18 protein-coding genes and 1 pseudogene are annotated in these 18,885 nt (G+C 74.1%); 10 read left to right on the top strand and 9 right to left on the bottom strand.

Annotated elements, in window-relative coordinates:
- The first annotated feature begins 10 nt into the window (after positions 1 to 10).
- Positions 11 to 1,216, top strand: coding sequence for a serine hydrolase domain-containing protein (locus tag ABD978_RS29245; RefSeq protein WP_345361669.1), 1,206 nt, complete (start codon positions 11 to 13; stop codon positions 1,214 to 1,216).
- 10 nt (positions 1,217 to 1,226) lie between these two features.
- Here the strand turns inward: ABD978_RS29245 and ABD978_RS29240 are convergent, their stop codons facing one another.
- Both ABD978_RS29240 and ABD978_RS29235 read right to left on the bottom strand, forming a co-directional pair.
- Entirely contained in the window at positions 1,227 to 1,958 is a 732-nt protein-coding gene (locus tag ABD978_RS29240) for an SDR family NAD(P)-dependent oxidoreductase (RefSeq protein WP_345361666.1), read from the bottom strand.
- A gap of 8 nt (positions 1,959 to 1,966) precedes the next feature.
- A complete protein-coding gene (locus tag ABD978_RS29235; protein WP_345361663.1) occupies positions 1,967 to 2,593 on the bottom strand; it encodes an isochorismatase family protein in 627 nt (208 codons plus the stop codon).
- A 79-nt stretch (positions 2,594 to 2,672) separates the two neighbouring features.
- On the opposite strand from ABD978_RS29235, the gene nfi reads away from it, so the two are divergent.
- Positions 2,673 to 3,344, top strand: coding sequence for a deoxyribonuclease V (gene nfi / locus ABD978_RS29230; RefSeq protein ID WP_345361660.1), 672 nt, complete (start codon positions 2,673 to 2,675; stop codon positions 3,342 to 3,344).
- A gap of 92 nt (positions 3,345 to 3,436) precedes the next feature.
- Here the strand turns inward: nfi and ABD978_RS29225 are convergent, their stop codons facing one another.
- A complete protein-coding gene (locus ABD978_RS29225) occupies positions 3,437 to 5,077 on the bottom strand; it encodes a penicillin-binding transpeptidase domain-containing protein (protein WP_345361657.1) in 1,641 nt (546 codons plus the stop codon).
- A 130-nt stretch (positions 5,078 to 5,207) separates the two neighbouring features.
- On the opposite strand from ABD978_RS29225, the gene ABD978_RS29220 reads away from it, so the two are divergent.
- The 5 genes from ABD978_RS29220 to ABD978_RS29200 are packed head-to-tail and all read left to right on the top strand — an operon-like array spanning position 5,208 to position 10,551.
- Entirely contained in the window at positions 5,208 to 5,606 is a 399-nt protein-coding gene (locus ABD978_RS29220) for a Zn-ribbon domain-containing OB-fold protein (RefSeq protein WP_345361654.1), read from the top strand.
- Positions 5,603 to 5,941 (top strand): VOC family protein, encoded by a 339-nt coding sequence (locus ABD978_RS29215; RefSeq protein ID WP_345361651.1) that lies wholly within the window; start codon positions 5,603 to 5,605, stop codon positions 5,939 to 5,941. Before ABD978_RS29220 ends, ABD978_RS29215 begins: the two co-directional genes overlap by 4 nt.
- 46 nt (positions 5,942 to 5,987) lie before the next feature.
- Positions 5,988 to 7,562, top strand: a complete 1,575-nt coding sequence (locus ABD978_RS29210; RefSeq protein ID WP_345361648.1) for a class I adenylate-forming enzyme family protein — start codon at positions 5,988 to 5,990, stop codon at positions 7,560 to 7,562.
- Positions 7,559 to 9,790 carry an acetate--CoA ligase family protein gene (locus ABD978_RS29205; RefSeq protein WP_345361645.1) on the top strand — a complete coding sequence of 744 codons (2,232 nt, stop codon included), beginning with the start codon at positions 7,559 to 7,561 and terminating at the stop codon, positions 9,788 to 9,790. The genes ABD978_RS29210 and ABD978_RS29205 overlap by 4 nt, the downstream gene beginning before the upstream one ends.
- Complete coding sequence (locus tag ABD978_RS29200) at positions 9,790 to 10,551, top strand: glucose 1-dehydrogenase (RefSeq protein WP_345361642.1); 762 nt, start codon at positions 9,790 to 9,792, stop codon at positions 10,549 to 10,551. The genes ABD978_RS29205 and ABD978_RS29200 overlap by 1 nt, the downstream gene beginning before the upstream one ends.
- Here ABD978_RS29200 and ABD978_RS29195 read toward each other — a convergent pair.
- The 4 genes from ABD978_RS29195 to ABD978_RS29180 all read right to left on the bottom strand — a co-directional run bounded on the left by ABD978_RS29195 (position 10,545) and on the right by ABD978_RS29180 (position 13,592).
- Positions 10,545 to 11,306 carry an enoyl-CoA hydratase/isomerase family protein gene (locus ABD978_RS29195; RefSeq protein ID WP_345361638.1) on the bottom strand — a complete coding sequence of 254 codons (762 nt, stop codon included), beginning with the start codon at positions 11,304 to 11,306 and terminating at the stop codon, positions 10,545 to 10,547. The genes ABD978_RS29200 and ABD978_RS29195 overlap by 7 nt on opposite strands.
- 18 nt (positions 11,307 to 11,324) lie before the next feature.
- The gene (locus ABD978_RS29190; RefSeq protein WP_345361634.1) at positions 11,325 to 11,930 is read right to left on the bottom strand and encodes a 3,4-dihydroxy-2-butanone-4-phosphate synthase; all 606 of its coding nucleotides are present in this window, start codon (positions 11,928 to 11,930) and stop codon (positions 11,325 to 11,327) included.
- Positions 11,931 to 12,166: 236 nt separating this feature from the next.
- A complete protein-coding gene (locus tag ABD978_RS29185) occupies positions 12,167 to 12,646 on the bottom strand; it encodes an FAD-dependent monooxygenase (RefSeq protein WP_345361631.1) in 480 nt (159 codons plus the stop codon).
- Positions 12,647 to 12,812: 166 nt separating this feature from the next.
- Entirely contained in the window at positions 12,813 to 13,592 is a 780-nt protein-coding gene (locus tag ABD978_RS29180; RefSeq protein ID WP_345361628.1) for an alpha/beta fold hydrolase, read from the bottom strand.
- 59 nt (positions 13,593 to 13,651) lie between these two features.
- On the opposite strand from ABD978_RS29180, the pseudogene ABD978_RS29175 reads away from it, so the two are divergent.
- Positions 13,652 to 14,047, top strand: a pseudogene (locus ABD978_RS29175) (response regulator transcription factor); the annotation flags it as partial.
- A 67-nt stretch (positions 14,048 to 14,114) separates the two neighbouring features.
- Here ABD978_RS29175 and ABD978_RS29170 read toward each other — a convergent pair.
- Complete coding sequence (locus ABD978_RS29170) at positions 14,115 to 14,663, bottom strand: hypothetical protein (RefSeq protein WP_345361625.1); 549 nt, start codon at positions 14,661 to 14,663, stop codon at positions 14,115 to 14,117.
- Between the two features lie 258 nt (positions 14,664 to 14,921).
- Complete coding sequence (locus ABD978_RS29165; protein WP_345361622.1) at positions 14,922 to 16,322, bottom strand: amidase; 1,401 nt, start codon at positions 16,320 to 16,322, stop codon at positions 14,922 to 14,924.
- A 96-nt stretch (positions 16,323 to 16,418) separates the two neighbouring features.
- On the opposite strand from ABD978_RS29165, the gene ABD978_RS29160 reads away from it, so the two are divergent.
- Both ABD978_RS29160 and ABD978_RS29155 read left to right on the top strand, forming a co-directional pair.
- Positions 16,419 to 16,976: a TetR/AcrR family transcriptional regulator gene (locus ABD978_RS29160; protein ID WP_345361619.1), complete on the top strand. Its 558-nt coding sequence runs from the start codon at positions 16,419 to 16,421 to the stop codon at positions 16,974 to 16,976.
- Positions 16,977 to 17,393: 417 nt separating this feature from the next.
- Positions 17,394 to 18,839, top strand: coding sequence for a GAF domain-containing protein (locus tag ABD978_RS29155; protein ID WP_345361616.1), 1,446 nt, complete (start codon positions 17,394 to 17,396; stop codon positions 18,837 to 18,839).
- The last annotated feature ends 46 nt before the right edge of the window (positions 18,840 to 18,885 follow it).

Genomic DNA, 18,885 nt, shown 5'->3' with positions numbered 1-18,885 from the left:
AGTGAGGCACATGATCGAAGGTCACTGCGATCCGGCGTTCGAGGCGGTCCGGACGGCGTTCACCGACGGCTTCGAACGCGGTGAGGAGTTCGGCGCGGCCGTGGCGGTCTACCTGGGCGACCGGTGCGTCGTGGACCTCTGGGGCGGTGTCGCGGACCGCAGGTCCGGCCGGCCCTGGGAGCGCGACACCCCGTGCCTGGCCTTCTCCTGCACCAAGGCGGTGACCGGCACGTCCGCCCTCCTGCTGGCCGAGCGCGGCCTGTACGACCTGGCGGCCCCCGTGACGTCGTGGTGGCCGGAGTTCGGCGCCGCCGGCAAGGAGGCCGCGACCGCCGAGCACCTGCTGTCGCACCAGGTGGGGCTGCCCGCGCTGAGCCGCGACGTCCCGGTCGCCGAGGCCCACGACCCGGCCGCGGTCGCGGCGCTGCTGGCGGCGCAGGCGCCGGAGTGGAAGCCCGGCACCGCGCACGGGTACCACGCGCTGACGTACGGCTGGCTGGCCGGGGAGATCGTCCGCCGCTGCTCCGGCCGTACCGTCGGCGAGTTCGTGCGCGACGAGATCGCCGGGCCGCTCGGCCTGGACCTGCACGTCGGCGCGCCCGACGACGTGATCGAGCGGACCGCCCGGCTCAGCGCGGGCCGGAAGGTCGACAAGGGCGCGTCGGCGCGCAAGGGCGGCCCGAGCGCTACCGGCGAGGTGCCCCGGCCGATGAACCCGAACGACCCCCTCGCCAAGATGATGGCCGGGTTCCGCGACCCGAACAGCCTGCTGAACCGGACGTTCGGCAACCCCGACATCAACCGCCTGCCCGGCGGCAACAACAACCCGGAGATGCTGCGCGCCGGCTGGCCCGCGCTCGGCATGGTGACGACGGCCCGGGCGCTCGCCGGCTTCTACCGCGACCTGCTGGCCGGCCAGATCGTCTCCCGTACGACGCTGCGCGACGCCGTCGTACGCCGGGTGGCCGGCCCGGACCGCGTGATGTACATCGACAGCTCCTTCGGCCTGGGGTTCATGCGGCCGTCGCTGGTCTTCCTCACGCCCAAGGCGGGCTGGGACTCGGCGTTCGGGCACACGGGCCTCGGCGGCTCGATCAGCCTCGGCGACATCGAGAGCGGCCTGGCCCTCGCCTACATCCCGAACCGCATGGGCGACGAGGTCTCCGGCGGCGTCCGCGCCTACCGCCTGCTCGAGGCGGCGTACGCGAGTCTGTAGGCGGTCCACGTCAGAACATGGTGATGCCGCCGCTGACGGACAGGGTCTGGCCGGTGATGTAGCCGGCCCGGTCGGTGCAGAGGAACGCGACGAGGCCCGCCACGTCGGCGGGCCGGCCGATGCGGCGCAGCGGGATCTGCCGGGCGAGCTTGTCCACCAGCCCGGGATGGCGGTCGGCGACGGTGCGCACCATCGGGGTGTCGGTCGGGCCGGGGCAGACGACGTTGCTGGTCACGCCCTGCCGGGCGGCCTCGCGCGCCAGGGTCTTGGCCAGCCCGAACAGCCCCGCCTTCGTCGCGGCGTACGCCCCCTCGCCGCCGGAGCCCGCCCGCGCGCCGTCGGAGGAGATGAACACCAGCCGCCCCCAGCCGCGCATGCCCGGCAGCAGCAGGCGCGTGAGGTACATGGGGGCGCGCAGGTTGATCTTCCACATCAGGTCCCAGGACGCCGGGTCGCTGTCGACGAACGGCTCGACGATGCTGATCCCGGCGTTGTGGACGAGGATGTCGGCCGCGCCGACGCGGCCCGCCAGGTCGTCGATGCTCCCCGGGTCGGCCAGGTCGACCCGCTCGGCGACCGCGTCCGGGAGGCCGGCGGCGGTCGTACGGGCGGCGTCCTCGTCGAGGTCGGCGACGACGACGCGGGCGCCCAGCCCCGCGAGGTCGGCGCAGATCGCCGTGCCGATCCCGCCCGCGCCTCCGGTCACCAGTGCGGTGCGCCCGGCGAGCGACAGCCCTTCCATCCGGCCTCCTAGGGGGTCTTCCAGGCTCGTACGAGTTCACCGGCGGTGGCGCGGGCGGCGAGCAGGCCGACCGTGTGGGTCAGGACGGCGTCGGCGTAGTCGGCGGGGACGCCCGCCATCGCGTCCGTGACCGCCACGACCCGGTAGCCGAGGTTCACCGCCTCGAGGCACAGGCCCGGGACGCCGAGGTTGAGCGAGACGCCGACGGCGACGACGGTGCGGACGCCGAGGGAGCGCAGCGTCTGGTCGAGGGAGGTGCCGGTGAACGGCGAGAAGCCGTGGTAACGCCGCGACTCCAGGTCCGCCGGGTCGGCCAGGTCGGGCACGACCTCGATCGCCGGGGTCCCCTCCAGCATGTGCGCGGGGTCGCGCAGCAGCCTGCGGATGAACGGGGCGTTGTCGGTGTGGCTGCCCGCGCGGTCGGCGCGGAACGCCGCGGTGCACTGCACGACCGGGACGCCGGCGGCCCGCGCCGCCGCGGCGACCCGCGCGGCGTTGTCGACGACGTCGCGCTCGGCGCAGGCCTCGGCGAGCGCGGGGAAACTCGTCAGGTCGCCGACCACGCCCCGCTGCATCTCCATCACCAGGACGGCACTGTGCCGCGGCGCCGCGAGTTCGGTCAGGGTGATCGGCATGCCGCAACGATAAGCGAGCGAGCACTTGCTTGGGTAGCCCGATCGGCGGTCCGGCCGGATGCCGGTAGCGTGACCCCTCGTGGATGTACCGGATCTCCCCCCGTGGCCGGCCACCGTCCGTGAGGCCGAGGCCGTGCAGGACCGGCTGCGTACCCGCGTCGACCTGACCTGCCCGGACTCGCCGTCCGTACGGACCGTCGCCGGGCTCGACGTCGCGTACGCCGAGGACCGGCTCGCCGCCGCCGTCGTCGTCCTGGACCTGGACGCCCTCGAGGTCGTCGAGGAGACCGTGGTCCTCGACCGGCCGACGTTCCCGTACGTGCCGGGGCTCTTCGCGTTCCGCGAGCTGCCCGCGCTGGTCGAGGGACTGCGACGGCTGAACGTCACCCCCGACCTGCTCATCTGCGACGGCCACGGGCTCGCTCACCCGAAGCGGTTCGGCCTCGCCTGCCACCTGGGCGTGCTGACCGGCCTGCCGGCGATCGGCGTCGGCAAGACGCGGCTGGTCGGCGCGTACGACCGGCCCGGCGCCGACCGCGGATCCTGGAGCGCCGTCATGGAGGGCGACGAGGTGGTCGGCCGCGCGCTGCGCACGCAGACGGGCGTCCGGCCGGTGTTCGTCTCCGTCGGTCACCGCGTCGACCTGGACACGGCGTGCGCCGTGACCCTGCGACTGACGCCGCGCTACCGCCTGCCGGAGAGCACCCGGCGCGCCGACCACCTCTCCCGCAGCGCGCTCGCGGCGGGCTGAGCCCCGGGCCGGGCCGGGCGCCCCGGCCCGGCGGCGAGGACGCGGTGGCGCCCCAGCCCCGTCCGGAGGATCTTCGTCCGGCCGCGCGGCCCCTAAAGCGCCTTGAGGAAGCGGGCGGCGATGGGCGCGGCGGCCTTGGCACCGAAGCCGCCGCCCTCGACGACGACGGCGAACGCTACGTCACCGCGGTAGCCCATGAACCAGGCGTGCGTCGGCGGCTCCTTGCCCTTCTGCGCCGAGCCGTACTCCGCCGTGCCGGTCTTGCCCGCCGTACCGGACGGCAGCCCGGCCGGCTTGGCGGTGCCGGAGGTCACCACGGCCCGCATCATCCCCTCCAGCTGGCTCCTCGCCGTGGAGTTCAGCGGAGTCGCCTTGGCCTTCTGCGGAACGTGCGGTTCGGTGACGAACACGGGCGGCCGCCAAGTGCCGTCCGCGACGCCGGCCGCCACGCCCGCGATGCTGAGCGCGTTGGCCAGGTCACGGCCCTGACCGAAGCCGGCGACCGCCTTCTCCGCGTCACTGGTCGGCGTGGGGAAGCTGCCGGCGGTGGCCGTGACACCGGGATCGATCTTCTGATTGAAGCCGAGCGCGGTCGCCGCGCTGCTCAGCTTCGCCGCGCTGAGCAGCTTCTGGGTCTGGAGGGCGAAAGCCGTGTTGCAGGACTCCGCGAGCGCGTCCTTGAACGTCATGCTGGCCGCGCCGCCCTCGCCCTCGGAATTGTGGATGACCTGCCCGCCGACGTTGGCGGTCTTGGGGCACTGGACGGGGGACGAGGGGGTGAGCCCGGCCTGCAGCAGCGCGTACGCGGTGACCACCTTGAAGGTGGAGCCGGGCGGGTAGGTGCCCTGCAGCGCGCGGTCGAAGCCGCCCGGGATGTTGCCGACCGCGAGGATCTGCCCGGTCGCGGGGCGGATCGCCACCATGGACGTCGGCTTGCCCTGGCCCTGCAGCGCGTTCGACATCGCCCGCTGGACGTGCAGGTCGAGGCTGGTCTTGACGTTCTGGCCGGGCTTGCCGGTGAAGCCGCCGACGGACTTCACGGTGTGCTCGGACGCGTCGGCGGTCGAGATCGTCGTGGTGGGCGTGCCGGCCAGCCGCTTGTCGAAGCGCTGCTGGATGCCCCACTGCCCGACGACGTCACCCTTGGCGTACGGCGTACCGAGCTTCTTGGCCTGCTTGTCGGTCAGCGGCGCGGTGCCGCCGACCAGCTGCTGGACGGAGCCGGAGACGTCGGGGCCGTCGATGGGCGTGCCGTCGGCGGCGAAGACGCTGCCACGCTTGAGCCACTTGGACGAGGTCGTGAAGTGCTGACCGGCGTGCAGTTCCGGATGGACGGCCTCCGGCGCCCAGGCGACCTTCCACTCGCGGTGGCTCGTGACCAGCCGGAGACTCCCCTGGTACTTCCAGTCCCCGGCCGGCAGCGTGAGCGTCGCGGTAAAGGGGGCGGTCGCCTGCTTGCCGTGTTTCGTGACCGTCCCGAGTGAGACCCCGACCTTCGTGGTCCCCAGGTCGGTGCGCAACCCCTGGTAGTACCGGTCGAAGTCGGCCGGCGGTGTGACGGTCGCGGCCCGCATCGCCGCCAGGTCGCCGCGCCGCCAGCCCGCCAGGAAGTCCTCGGCCGTCTGCGCCGGGCTGCCCTTCGTACGCAGCAGGACGTACGCCCCGCCGCCCGCGACGCCCAGAACCACGACCAGCGCAGCGGCAATGATCAGCCAGAGTTTTTTGTTTCCCATCAGCCCCGTTTTTCACTGCGTTTACGTTTGCCCCGCGCGGACAATCGTAGTGGCCCCCGTCAAAGCGGTCCGGGGATGGGCGAACCACATCTCTTGCCGACCAACCAAGCGTGCGCTAGCTTGGCGAACGATGGACCCGCGCCCGCTGCCCCGGCCGAGCGCGCTGACCGCGCCCTACTGGGAGGCGTGCCAGCGTGGCGAACTCGCCGTTCAGCGCTGCCGCGACTGCGGCCGCCGCGTCCACCTCCCCGAGCCCGCCTGCCCGCACTGCGGTGGCGCGGACCTGCCGTACGAGGCGGTGTCCGGGCACGGCCGGGTGCACACCTTCAGCGTCGTCCACCGCGCGTTCCTGCCGGGGTTCCAGGTCCCGTACGTGATCGCCTGGATCGACCTGCAGGAGGGCGTCCGGGCGTTCGGCGGCATCGTCGGCGACCTCGCGCCGGAGGACGTGCGGATCGGCATGCCCGTGCGGGTCCGCTTCGACGACCTCCCCGGATTCGGCCGCATCCCCAACTGGAGGCCAGCGTGAAGATCGGCAACGTCCTCTATCCGGTGCGCGACGTCGACCGGGCCGTCGCCTTCTACCGCGACGGGCTCGGGCTCGCCGTGAAGTTCACCGACGGCGGCCGGTTCGCCGCGCTGGACGCCGGCGGCACGACGTTCGCGCTGGCGGGACCGGCCGAGGACGTCACCGGCGGGCACCCGGCCGCCTCGTTCAAGGTGCCCGACGTCACGGCCGCCGTGGAGCGGCTCACCGCGGCCGGCGCGCGACTCGTCGGCGGCCCGGACGAGGGGCCGCACGAGACGCGCGCCGTGCTGCTCGACCCGGACGGCAACCCCCTCGTCGTCTACGCGCCCCGCTGACCGCTCGACCCCCGAACCAGGACCCTCCCCGCACCAGGAGACCCCAGTGGCGCGATCACCATTCGGCAACTACGGGCATGCGATCCTCACCGCCGGCGCGCTGCGCGCCCCCGAAAAGGTGGCGCTGACCTACTGCGGCAGGCCCGGCCTCACCTACGACGGACTGAACCGGAAGGTCAACCGGGTGGCGCACGCGCTGCTGGAGGCGGGGATCCGCCCCGGAGAGCGCGTCGCGTCGCTGCTGAACGAGACGCTGCACGTCGCCGAGGTCTACCTCGCGCAGATGAAGCTGGGCTCGGTGGTCTGCGCGCTCAACCCCTACTGGCCGGAGGACACGCTCGCCCAGGTCGTCGAGCACTCCGAGTGCACGGCCTTCGTGTACGACGCGAGCGTCGAGAAGCTGGTCGCGGCCGTACGGCCGAGGCTCCCGGGCGTGCGGCTGTGGCTCCGGGTGGGCGGGGCCGCCGAGGACGCCACCGACCTGGACGCGCTGGCGACCGCGGCGGCGGAGGACGAGCCGCCGCTGGGCGGGCACGGCGACGACCTGATGGCGCTGTTCTACACGTCGGGGACGACCGGCCTGCCCAAGGCGGTCCGGCACACCCACGCCTCGAGCCTGGCGTCGGCGCAGATCTGGCTGAACATCCCGCACGGCGCCGACTCGGTGATGGGCACCGGCGCGATCATCTGGGGCATCGGCTTCCCGGCGCTGGTCGGCCCGGCGTTCTACGCGGGCATGCGGCTGGTGCTCGAACAGGACTGGGGTCCGGCCAACTTCCTCAAGGTCGTGCCACGCGAGCGCGTCACCCACGTCAGCCTGATCCCCAGCTTCTTCTCGGCCCTGCTCGGCTCCGACGAGCACACCGACGTGGACCTGTCCTCGCTGACCGCGATCGTGCTCGGCGGCGAGCCGCTGCTCCCCTCCCTCCGCGAGAAGATCATGAAGCGGCTGCCCGGAGCGGCGATCTTCAGTTACTACGGCCAGACCGAGGCGCCGTACACCTGCATCGGCCGCCAGGACGACGGCAGTCAGGACATCGCCTCCGTCGGCCGGGCCCGGACGTCCACGGCGGTGCGGGTGACCGGCCCGGACGGCGAGCGGCTCGTGAACCAGGTCGGCGAGATCAACCTGACCGGGCCGAACCTCATGCAGGGCTACGACAAGCCGCCGGACCGGACCGCGCAGGTGCTCCGCGACGGCTGGTACGTCGGCGGAGACCTCGGCATCCTCGACGAGGACGGCTTCCTGACCGTGCTCGGCCGCCGCGAGGACGCCATCCTCAAGAGCGGCGTCTGGTCCCAGCCGAGCGGCCTGGAGGACGCGGCCATCGAGCTGGACGGCGTCGCGGAGGCGGGCGTCGTGGGCGTTCCGGCGCAGCCGGAGGGCGAGGACGCGGTCGAGCAGCGCGTCCTGGTGGCGGTCGTCCCCCGTGCCGGGACGACTCTCGACGCCGAGCAGGTCCGGGCCCGGCTCGCCGCCCGGCTGCCCGCCCACCAGGCACCCGACCTCGTCGTCGTCGCGGACGAGCTGCCGCACACCCAGGACGCCTCCGGCGGCCCGGGCAAGCTGTTGCGCCGCGAGATCCGCACCCGCTACGCCGACCTCCTGGAGCGCCCGTGACGCAGGTCGAGGAGCCCGGCGTGGTCGCCGAGCACGTCGTCAAGGACCTGATCTCCGGGTTCGGGATCGCGGTGCCGCGCGGCGCGACCGCCCGGGCCGCGGAGGACGTCGCCGCCGCGGCGAGCGGGCTGACCCCGCCGCTGGTCGTCAAGGCGTACGGCCCCGGGCTGGTGCACAAGAGCGACGCCGGGGCCGTGCGGCTGGGGCTCGGTTCACCGGTCGAGGCCGCGCGGGCCGCCGCCGAGATCCGGGCGGCGCCGGCCGGCTCCGGCATCGCGATCGAGGGCTACCTGGTCGAGGAGCAGGCGGCGCCGGGCGTCGAAGTGATCGTCGGAGCGGTCCGCGACCCGTCGTTCGGGCCCGTGGTCCTGGTCGGCCTGGGCGGCGTCTGGACCGAGGTCCTCCACGACACCGCCCTGCGGCTGTGCCCGATCACCGAGGACGACGCCCGGGAGATGCTGTCGGAGCTGCGCGGCGCGGCCCTCCTCGACGGCCTCCGCGGCTCGCCGGCGGTCGACCGGGACGCCCTGGTCAAGGTCCTCCTCGCGGTCGGCGGGCCGGGCGGCGTCGCCGAGAGCCTGGACTTCCGCGAATTCGAGCTGAACCCGGTCATCTGCACGCCCGAGGGCGCGGTCGCGGTGGACGCCCGCCTCCTGCGCCCGGCCCCTGCCACAGCGGACGCCCGCCTCCCGCGCCCGGCCCCCGCGACAGTGGAGGCCCGGCTGCCGCGCCAGGGCCCCGCCGTAGTGGACGCCGACCTCCCGTCCCCGGCCTCAGTGGAGGCCCGGCTGCCGCGCCCGGCCTCCGCCGAGCAGGGCGGGCGGCCGCGCCCGGAGGCGACGCCGCAGGACTTCGCCCGGCTGTTCGCGCCGCGCGGCGTCGCGGTGGTGGGCGCCTCCACCAAGCGGCCGAACTTCGGCAACATGTTCCTCGGCTTCTACCGCGCGGCCGGGTACGCCGGCCGGTTCGTGGCCGTCCACCCGACCGCCGACGAGATCGACGGGGTGCCCTGCGTGCCCTCCCTGGACGGGTCCGGCGTCGACTACGCGCTCGTCGCCGTCCCGGCCGAGCGCTGCCCGGACGTCGTACGCGAGGCCCGCGGCGTCCCGTTCGTCCAGGTGATGAGCGGGGGCTTCCGGGAGACCGGCGCGGCGGGCCTGGAGGAGGAGCTCGTCGCCGCCGCCCGCGCGGCGGGCGTACGGCTGCTGGGTCCCAACTGCATGGGCGTGTACTCCCCGGCGGGCGGCCAGACGTTCATCGGCGGGCGGCCGGGCCCGCCCGGGCGGATCGCGCTGGTCTCGCAGAGCGGCGGGCTCGCCGGCGAGGTCGTCAGGGTCGGCGAACGCCGCGGCCTGGCGTTCTCCAAGGTCGCCACGGTCGGCAACAGCGCCGACGTCGGACCGGCCGAGCTCCTGCGCTACCTCGCCGCCGACGACGACACCTCGGTGATCGGCCTCTACCTCGAGGACCCCCGGGACGGCAGGGCGCTGTTCGAGGCGCTGCGGGCGGTGTCCAAGCCGGTCGTCGCCCTCGTCGGGGGGCGCTCGGCGCAGGGCCACCGGGCCGCCGCGTCGCACACCGGCGCGATGGTCGGCGACGCGCGGATCTGGGCGGCCCTCGGCCGGCAGGCCGGGCTGCCGCTGGTGACCGCCCAGGACGACCTGATCGGCGCGCTCGACCTCCTCGACCTGCACGCCGGGCGGGACGTGCCCGCGTCCCCCGACGTCCTCGTCATCGGACCGAGCGGCGGGGCGGGCGTGCTCGCCGCCGACGCTCTCGACCGCGCGGGGCTGCGGCTGGCCCCGCTGCCCGACGTCGACCTCGGCCTGCCCGTCGGCGCCGTCCCCGGCAACCCCCTGGAGATCCCGGTCGGCCCGCGCGGCAGGCCGGACCTCGTCGGGCAGGTCGTCACCGCGATCCAGCGGGCCGCGCGGCGGCCGTACCCGGACGTGATCACCCACGTGAACGTGCAGAGCTTCTTCACGTTCGGTGACAGCGCCGAGCCGCTCCTCGCGTACGCGCACGCGGTCGGGGAGCTGCAGCGCGGGCTGACCGGCACGAGGGTGACCCTCGTGCTGCGCAACGCCGAGTACGCCCCGCCCGGCATCGAGGACGAGCTGCGGGCGATCGCCCGGGCCGCGGGCGTACCCACCTATCGGAGCATCGAGGCGGCGGCCACGGCGGTCGCGGCCGCCAAGGTCCGCGACCAGCGGCGGGAGTGTGTGTGATGGGCAGATTGGACGAGAAGGTCGCGCTGATCACCGGCGGCGCGCGGGGAATGGGCCGGGCGCACGTGAGGCGCTTCGTCGCCGAGGGCGCCAAGGTGGTCTTCGGCGACGTCCTGGAGGAGGAGGGCGGCAAGCTCGCCGCCGAACTCGGTGACGCGGCGCGGTTCGTGCCGATGGACGTGACCAGTCCGGACGACTGGCGGACCGCCGTCGACACCGCCGTCACCGCCTTCGGCGGCCTCACCGTGCTGGTGAACAACGCCGGGATCATCAGGCACAAGCCGATCGAGGACATGTCCCTGGAGGAGTGCACCCGGGTCATCGAGGTCAACCTCATCGGCCAGTGGCTCGGCGTCAAGTCCGTCATCGAGCCGATGCGGGCGGCCGGCGGCGGGTCGATCGTGAACGTCTCCTCCACCGAGGGCTTCATCGGCGCCGCCGGGCTGGCCGCCTACAGCGCCAGCAAGTTCGGCGTCCGCGGACTGACGAAGGCGGCGGCGCGCGAGCTCGGCCAGTACGGCATCCGGGTGAACTCCATCCACCCCGGTGCCATCCTCACCGCGATGACCATGGACCCGGACGTCGTCGCGGCGACCGCGAGCAGCGCGGAGGCGTTCTTCAACGCTCTGCCGCTCAAGCGGATGGGCAAGGCGGAGGAGGTGCCGGGGCTGGTCGTCTACCTCGCCTCGGACGAGTCCGGCTACTGCACCGGCAGCGAGGTCCTCATCGACGGCGGCATGCTCACCGGCGCCGGCTACTGACCGCGCGAACCCACCGTACGGTCCAGGAAGGCCCGGATCCGGCCGTCGGTCGCCGCCCTCGTCCACAGCTCCACGGTGGTCGGCTCGGCGACGCGATCGAGCCGTTCGTTCACCTCCTGCCGGAGCTGCGCCTTCGTGTACCGGAAGGTGTCGGCCGGGATGTCGGTGGCCGTCCTGCCCGCGACGGCCACCGCTTCGTCCACCAGCGCGTCCGGATCGGTCAGTTCGTCGACCAGGCCCAGCGCCAGGGCCGCGTCCGGCTCGTGGTTCGCACCGTCGAAGATCACCTGACGGGCGCGGACCGGTCCCAGCGCGAACCGCATGATCTCCAGCGCCGGGGCCGGGAACGGCACCCCGACCCGCAGCTCGGGGACCCCGATCCGGCCGGTCCCCGAGGCCATGATCCGGCGGTCACAGGCCGCGGCGAGCACGCAGCCACCGGCGATCGCGTGCCCGTTGACCGCGGCGACCACCGGCTTGCCGAGGTCGAAGACGGACCGGAACGCGCCGCCGAGCGCGGGCAGGAACTCCGCCACGTACGGGGCGCCGCCGTCCACGACGCGCTTGAGGTCGACGCCCGCCGAGAACACCCGTCCGGTCCCGGTCAGCACCACGGCCCGGGCGGGTCCCTCCGGGTCGTCCAGCTCGCGCATCGTCTGCTCGATCGCCCGGCACAGCTCCAGATCCAGGGCGTTGACCTTGCCATGGGCGAGCCGTACGACCGCGACGCCGTCCACCACGTCGACCTCGATCACCGCGTTCCCTCCCGTTCCCTAAAGGTGCCTTCTCAGGTCGTCCACGTCGAGCGGGGGCAGCCCCCAGCGCAGCGCGGCGAGCTCCAGGTCGGCGGCCGTCGCCATGGTCCCGTCGGAGTTCATGACCTCGCGGCACACCCCGACCGGCGGCAGCCCGGTCGCCACGCACATGGCGACGGTGGCCTCGGTGTGCCCGGCGCGCTCGGAAAGACCACCGGGACGTGCGGCCGGCGGGAAGACGTGCCCCGGCCGCAGGAAGTCGTCCGGTCTGGACCGCGGGTGCGCCAGGCGGCGTACGGTCGCGGCGCGCTCGGCCGCCGACACGCCGGTGCCGGTTCCGGCGGCCAGGTCCACGGGGACGTGCGGCCGGGTGCCGTGCCGGTCACCGGGCCCGGGGATGGGGCCGATCTCCAGCCGGTCGAGGGTCGATCGGCGCCGGGTCTCGGCCGAGAGCCCGGCCTCCAGAAGGTCCGGCTCGTGGCCGGACCGGACCACGCTCAGGCCGACGCCGTTCAGGCAGATCGAGCCCGGCGCGGCCGCGGCGACCTCGGGCGCGCTGACCACGATGTGGGCCTGGTCGGCGGCGACCACCGTTCCGACTTCGCGCACATGCCCGGTGAACATCCGGCACCACCTCTCGACAGCGGCAGGACGGTCCTGGCCGCGAAGGATCAGGGGCCGCGAGCAGGGGCCCGAGAGGTGGCGGGGTGTCACCGCGTGGCCCGGAATCGCACCGAGTCGTCCCGCCTCGATCAGCGGAACCGGCGGGCTGTCACCGCCGCACCTTGGAATCGCGCCGATCCACCTCTACCACCCGCCGGCCGTCAAGATCAATAGGAGGTGCCGCTCCCGATCGAGCGTTACCGGGTGGGCGGATCCGCCAGGTCGGCCGCACCGCCGAACGTCGCCGCGGCCTGCCGGCCGTTCGCCTGGTTCTCGGCGACGTACGGTCGCAGTTCCGCCTCGTAGGCGCCGAACGCGGCCGTGGGGTCGCCGCCCGCCGAGGCCAGGGCGCGGACGAGCGTCCATGCGCCGATCAGCGCCTGTGAGGTGCCCATTCCGCTGGTCGGCGCGGCGCAGTACCCCGCGTCCCCGACCAGCGCGACCCGGCCGGTCGACCAGCGGTCCAGGTGGACCTGGCAGGACGAGGAGAAGTAGAAGTCGTCGGCCCGGCTCATCGCCTCCAGCAACCGGGGCGCCTCCCAGCCGTGCCCGGCGAAGGCGGCGCGCACCGCCTCCTCCTGCTCCTGCCGGCCGCGCCGGTCCAGGGCGGGTGAGGCCGTGGCGCGCTCGCCCTGCTGACCGGCCTGATGCTGCAGTGGCTGGTGGACCCCGACCACGCGCCCAGCGGCGCGGACGTGATCGCCGAGCTTCGATCACTCGCCGCGAAGATCTGACTCCGAACCGAGTCGCGCTCGGCCGGCTCGGCACCCGGATGCGCGCGGTCGGCGTCCATGCCGCCGGCAGGACCCGCGGCGGAGCCTTGCCGGCCGTGGTCGACGAGGTTCACTCCGGCCGCCTGGACGCGGTGTCCGCCAGTTGGCGGATCCGGGCGGCGATCTCGATCCAGATGGGCCTGGGGACGTCGTGGCCGACGCCCGGCAGGATGGCCAGCCGCGCACCGGGGATGCGTGCCGCGGTCCTGCGGGCGGCTCGGGGCCGGATGAGGGGGTCGCCGTCGCCGTGCAGCACCAGCGTGGGCACGGCGATCGAGCCGATCGCGGGGCCGTGCCACTGCGCGCCGATCTGGCGGCTCTGCGCCTGCGGGTCGTGGATACCGGTGTCGGCGACGCGTTCGGCCACCTCGCGCGCCGCCTGTTCGTCGAACGGATAGCCGGGCGAGGCGCAGAGGCGAGCGACGGCGACGCCGGCTTCGACGGTGCCCTCCGGCGTGTCGGGGAACCTCAGGCGGGCGAACTTGGCGAGGGTGCTCAGGCGCATGTAGCGGAGGGTCCCCAGGCCGGCGGCGTCACCGGGGAGGGCGGACATCGAGGTCAGCGTGCAAACCCGGCCGGGATGGCGCAGGGCGATGCGCTGGGCGATGGCGCCGCCGAGCGACTGGCCGAACACGTGCGCCGATGACCATCCCAGAGCGTCCAGGACGCTGATCGCGTCATCGGCCATGTCCTCGGCGGTGTAGGCGCCCCCGCGCCTGCCGAACAGCGCGGCGAAGGGGTTACGGGTGCGGGTGGGCGGCAGGTGCGTCGATTCTCCGGCGTCGCGCTGGTCATAGCGGGCTACGGCGAAGCCCTGCGCGGCCAGCAGCTCGCACAGTCCGTCCGGCATCCACCGGGCGCGAGGCCCCGAGCCCCGTGACCAGCAGGAGGGGTTCCCCCTCGCTGCCGATCGTCCGGGCGCTCGGCGACGGCGCCGCCGGTTTCCTGCTCAAGGCCGGCGACCCCCGCGAGCTGATCGCCGGCGTACGGGCCGTCGCCGACGGCGGGGCGTGCCTGTCCCCGCAGGTGGCCCGGCGGGTCATCACCGAACTGAACCGCGAAGGACTGTCCCGCAGGACCGAGGCCCGGTCGCGCCTCGGCACCCTCACCGGCCGCGAACGCGAGGTCCTCGCCCTGGTCGGCGGCGGCCTGTCGAACGCGCAGATCGCCCGGCGCCTCCATCTGGTCGAGGGCACGGTCAAGGCGTACGTCAGCGCGATCTTCACCCGGCTCGGCGTACGCAACCGCGTCCAGGCCGCGATCCTCGCGTACGAGGCGGGCCTCGTGGCCGGCGACGGCCACTGAGATCGTGGGAGGCCCTGGCGGACGCCGGACCCCGGAGACGACGTCGTCGAGGCGCCGGACGCGCTGCTCAGCGCTCGGCGGCCTTGCGCAAGGCCAGGGTCACTCGCGCCAGTTCGTCGGCGGAGGCGATCGAACTGGCGACCACCCCCACAGTGGAGCCGTCGCCCCACGCGCAGCCGGCGCCGCCGTGCGATCCCGGCGCACAGCGCAGGACGCCGCCGAGCGGTCCCGGCGGGTAGTCCTTGGGGCCGATCAGCGGCATGGCCGCGAGGGCGGAGTCCACCTCGAAGGACGGCGGGTTGGTCCGGAGCTCCTGCGCGATGGTCGGGTGGTCGCCGGCCGCCAGCCCGAGGAAGGCGAGCCGCTGCCGGGCGTCCCCACGCCGCTGATAGACGCCGATCTTCATCTTCGCGGCGTACACCGAGTTCTGCTGGGCTTGGGCGTTGCGAATGGTCTGGATGACCCGGTCGGCGTCCGCGCCGGTCATCCGCGTGTAGTCGTCGAAGGAGCCCGGAACCGTGATCATGTGCTGCGCACCGGCCGGATGCGAGGAACCCGCCGTCCGGCCGTACGCCGCCGGCCGCACGCCCGACGACCCGCAGCCGACGAGCACCATGCCCGGTATCAGAGCGAGCGCCCCGACGGACGGCCGGAAGGCCGCCCACGCAAGCTCCCTTGACCGCCTCCGACCGCTGAAGGTCGCCATATCCGCCAAGCTACGCGGCCGAAGCCCGGCGATTACCCGCTGAAGGAACAGATCACTTAAACGCACCCCCAAGCCGGACAAGACCGAATAGTCGCCGCCTTGATCCCTGGGGTCTGCTGCCTTTAGGGGACAGCGGACGCCAGGGATCAACGGATACGGGTTCCGGCGCTACGCCACGCCGTGGGCGGTTTTCTCGGTGTCGGCGGGGTGGCGGTCGGGCCAGCGTTCGGCGGCCTCGAGCTGGGCGGCGAGGGACAGGAGGGTGGCCTCGTCGTTCTCCCGGCCGAGGAACTGGGCGCCGATGGGCAGGCCGCCCGCGCTGAGCCCGGCGGGGACGCCGATGGCCGGCCAGCCGAGGACGTTCCACGCCCAGCAGAACGGGCAGGCCCCGGCGGCCAGGTGGCCGGTCGCCAGCCAGCCGCGGCCGGTCAGCGCGCCGATGCGCAGCGGAAGCCGTGCGGTGGCCGGGGTGAGCACGACGTCGGCGCGCTCGAAGATCCGTCCGATGCGGCGGGCCGTCCGGGGTTCCAGGCGGCGCGCGATCGGCACCAGCCGGCGTCCGAAGTGCCGGCCGAGGAACGCCTCGGTGATGGTCGCCGGTTCGGGCTCGGCGTCGGGCGTCGCCTCGAGCCAGTCGGCCACCCCGGCGGTTCCGCGCGGGAGGAAGTTCAGGCCGATCAGGCCGTAGTCCGGGTCGGCGGGGAACACGTCGTGGCCCAGGTCGGTGAGCGCGTTCGCGAGGCGCAGCACCGCGCTCCGGATCTCCGGGTCGACCGCCGACGGCACGCCGAACGGCGTGCGGAACGACAGCGCGATCCGCAGCCGCCCGGGCTCACGCTCGACGGCTCGCCGGTACGGCTCGGCGGGGGCCGGCGGGCGGTGGATGTCCTCGGGGTGGTTGCCGGTGAGCACGTCCAGGAGCAGGGCGGCGTCCTCGACCGTACGGGTCAGGGGGCCGGCGACCGCGATGCCGTAGAAGGAGTCGATGTGCGGCCAGATGGAGACGCGGCCGCGCTGCGGCTTGAGGCCGACGAGCCCGGTCCATGCGGCGGGGATGCGCAGGGAGCCGGCGCCGTCGGAGCCGACCGCGCCGGAGACCATGCCCGCCGCGACCGCCGCCGCCGAACCCGCGCTCGACCCGCCCGGCGTGCGCTCGCGGTCCCAGGGGTTGCGCACGGTCCCGAAGCCGGTCTCCCCGGTCGGCCACTGCCCGAGCTCGCTCGTGTTGGTCTTGCCGACGATGATCGCGCCGGCCGCGCGCAGCTTGCGCACGACCTCGCTGTCGGCGGTCTTCGGCTGGTGGCTGCCGCGGCAGCCGAAGGGCGTGATGTGCCCGGCCAGGTCGGTGTCGTCCTTGATGGCGACGGGGACGCCGAGCAGCGGGGGGCGCTCCCGTCCGCGCCACCGGTCGGCCTGGTCCGCCTCGTCGAGGGCCTGCTCGGCGCAGGTCACACGGAAGGCGCCGAGCGTGTCGTGCTCGATGCGGTCGAGGGAGTACTCGACCAGCTCGCGGGCGGAGACCTCTCCCCTGGCCAGCCGGGCGGCGTCCGCGGTGAGTCCTTCGATCACAGGATCCCCCCGAAGGCTGGATTCGTTCGTTCGAACGAACGATAATCCGAGAAGGGCCTCGAGGAGAAGGCCGGAATACGCCAGACTTGCCCCGCGATGGAAGACACACGAGAACGCATCCTGCTCGCCACGTTGCGCCTGATCGGTGAGCACGGCGTCGGCGCAGTCACCAACCGGCGCGTCGCGGCCGCCGCCGGCGTCGCGCTCGGCTCGCTGACCTACCACTTCCCCAACCAGGCCGAACTCCTGCGCGAGACCCTCAACCGGTACGTCGACGAGGAGATCGGGCGGATCAGCGAGATCGCCGCGCGGCTCGAGGGGATCGGGCCGGAACAGGCCGTCGTCGAGACCGAGCGCGCCATCGCCGACCTGCCGGACGGCCCCGAAGAGGTCGCCACCCTGGAACTGCACCTGCACGCCTCCCGCGACCCGCTGGTCCGGGAGGCCGCGGTCCGTTCGGTGGCGGCCTACGACCAGTTGGCGACGGCGATCCTGACGGCCCTGGACATTCCCGATCCGGAGGCCAAGGCCCCCACCGTGGTCGCGCTGCTGTACGGCCTCGCGGTCCGCCGCCTGGCGACCGGCGACCCCTCCGGCACCGCCGAGGCGCTCCGCCTGCTGCTGTACGGCGCGGCGGGGCCTCGCCCAGAGTGACCCGAGGATGGCCCGCCCGCCGCGAGGCGCTCCTCCCCCGGCCGGAGTGACCCGAGGATGGGCCGCCCGCGCCGGGGCGCTCCTCCCCCGGCCGGAGTGACCGGGGATGGGCCGCCCGCCGCCGGGGCGCTCCTCTCCCGGCGGGCCCAACGGCGGCGGGCGCGTGTACGGCGCACCGGATCCGTCCCCTCTCACGGGTCCGGGCTGACCGCCACGGACGACCGCGGCCCGGAGCGGAAAGGTGACGCCCCGTTGCGGTCGCGGAACGTACGGTAGACGAAGCAGGGTTGCAAACACGTTGCAACCGGCCGATGACCCACGGCGATGATCGCAGGTCGCCAGTTTGGCCGAATCGCTTGCGGCCGGGGGCCGCAGCCCCAATGCTCGGGGCAGACACGCCCCCAGTGGAGAAGCGCCATGCGAAGCAGCCACGTGTGCGACAACCCCGCGGACTGCGATCTCCGGACCGCCGTGCTGCACGAGGCGGCCGGCGCCGGGCAGGCCCGCACCGACCGCACGCTGATCCGTGAGTCGTGGCGTCGTTCGCTGAACGCGGGGGTCGACCCGGAGATGCGCGCGGCGCCGCAGGCGATCGACGCCGCGCGGGTCGCGGACGTACGGGCGGCCCATCCCCTCGACCGGCACCTGCCGCGGCTGCGGGACACGTTGCGCGGCGTCGCCGACGCGACCACCCAGCTCATGGTGATCACCGATGGCGACGCCCGGGTGCTGTGGAGCGAGGGCCCGAGCGACGTACGGCGGTGCGCGGACGCCGTCGGGCTGATCGAGGGGTTCCGCTGGTCCGAGGAGGCCATCGGCACCAACGGCATCGGCACGGCGCTCAGCACCCGGGCCCCGACCTACGTCCAGGCCACCGAGCACCTGGTGCGCGTCCTTCAGCCCTGGTCGTGCGCCGGCGCGCCGGTCGTCGACCCGGACACCGACGAGGTGATCGGGTGCGTGGACATCAGCGCGACGGTCGACCAACTGCACCCGGCCGTCGTCGCGCTCGTGGAGGCCGCGGCCCGGCTCGCCGAGGCCTGGCTGACGCTGGAGATGAACGACCGCGACGAGTGCCTGCGCGCCCGGTACCTCCGGCACGTGCGCGGCGACACCCGTGCCCTGGTGACGACGACCGGGCGGATCCTGGCCGCGGATCCCGACGGGTGGCGGGGCGGACGGGTCATGGTCCCGGAGGCCGGGGCCCGGGTCGCGCTGCCCGACGGCCGTACCGCGGTGGCGGAGACGATGGGCCAGGCGTACCTCCTGCGCGCCACCGGCTCCGACAACCGGTGCTCGCTCACCCTGCGGCTGCTCGGCGACGAACAGCCGTGCGCCTTCCTCGACGGCCGGCGCGTCCCCCTGTCCCTGCGGCACGCCGAGCTGCTCGCGCTGCTGGCGCTGCATCCGAGCGGTCTGTCCTGCGAACAGTCGTCGCTGTACCTCTACGGGGACGAGGGCAATCCGGTCACCGTGCGCGCGGAGATCCATCGGCTCCGCGGCCAGCTCGGGAACATCGTCCGGGCCAAGCCGTACCGTCTCGACTGCGAGGTGGAGGCCGACTTCCTGACCGTACGGCGGCTGCTGGCGACCGGAGACGTCGCGGCGGCCGTACGCCTGTATCCGGGGCCGCTGCTGCCCCGCTCGGAGTCCCCTGCCGTGCAGGCGGCGCGGGACGAGCTGACCGCGCAGCTCCGCCGGCAGCTACTGCACCGGGGCGACTCCGAGGCGCTGTGGTGTTACGCGCAGGCGGCGGCCGACGACCTGGAGATCCTCATGAAGCTGGCGGCGGTGCTGCCGCCGGGCGATCCGCGGCGGGTCTCCGCGCAGCTCCGGCGGGACCGCGCCCTCCAGGACGGCTGACCACCGGGCCCGCCGCTCCCGTCCGCGCGCGGCGGCGGACGGCTCC

Source organism: Actinoallomurus liliacearum, from assembly GCF_039542035.1.
Classification (GTDB): Bacteria; Actinomycetota; Actinomycetes; order Streptosporangiales; family Streptosporangiaceae; genus Actinoallomurus; species Actinoallomurus liliacearum.
This window is presented reverse-complemented; position numbering and strand designations above follow the sequence as displayed.